Raw genomic sequence first — 783 nt, forward strand, 5'->3', positions numbered from 1 at the left:
TCTATAGAGGATTATGACCGATTAGTTGATCCCAAAAAGATGATTGCTCCCCAATAAACAACCCACTAAAAAAGATGTAAACGTCTTAAAACAAATCTTTCTGTCAAAAGATCGGGGTGTAAGCACACACCCCGATGATGACCGATAACGATTACCCACAGCGTTCATTTTAGGCTCTGGTCCACATTTCTACTCTTGTCTCAATCAGATAATGTGTTTATTTATAACGACAATCTAGCGTTATCCATATTGAATGAGAATCCTCAATACCATAGGATTTTCCCGTTTTAAATCTGTCCTATGTTGAATCAATCAAAATCACTCACTTGCACATCACAAGCGAGATAAATGTGTGGCGAAGTGAATGTGTGGATAGAAATTGTATAAGATAAGAAAGAACTAAACACGCCTCTAATGAACCGCCTCAACTGCCAAGGGCTGTCACAACATTGTGGAGAAGTCTGTCACAACAGCCACGGGCTGGCAAATATAATGATGATGCCGGCTTGCTTCTTTATGAAGCGTAAAGATAGGGTGCTCAATGGCTTTATCGTTATACCATTCACGAGCCACCATCGTGAAATGGGTCTGGGAGCATTTTTATAAAGCGTGAAGATAGAAGTGCTCAATAGAGGAACAGCTGTTGGAAAAAAACTCAATGCACCGAAAGGTTTTGGACTTTGCTGAAACAATCAGCTCTCTGACGGGGATATCCTTGACAACTCGCAAGAAATTTGAGGCATTTACCCATCATAGCGCCCTCACCCATTTCCGTAAAAACCT

1 pseudogene is annotated in these 783 nt (G+C 41.0%); it reads left to right on the forward strand.

The features are described 5' to 3' along the window. Positions 1-633: 633 nt before the first annotated feature. Positions 634-783, forward strand: a pseudogene (gene fumC, locus ACFIKE_RS11945) (class II fumarate hydratase); the annotation flags it as partial.

It is taken from the genome of Bartonella sp. MU70NMGDW (assembly GCF_042194085.1).
Classification (GTDB): Bacteria; Pseudomonadota; Alphaproteobacteria; order Rhizobiales; family Rhizobiaceae; genus Bartonella; species Bartonella grahamii.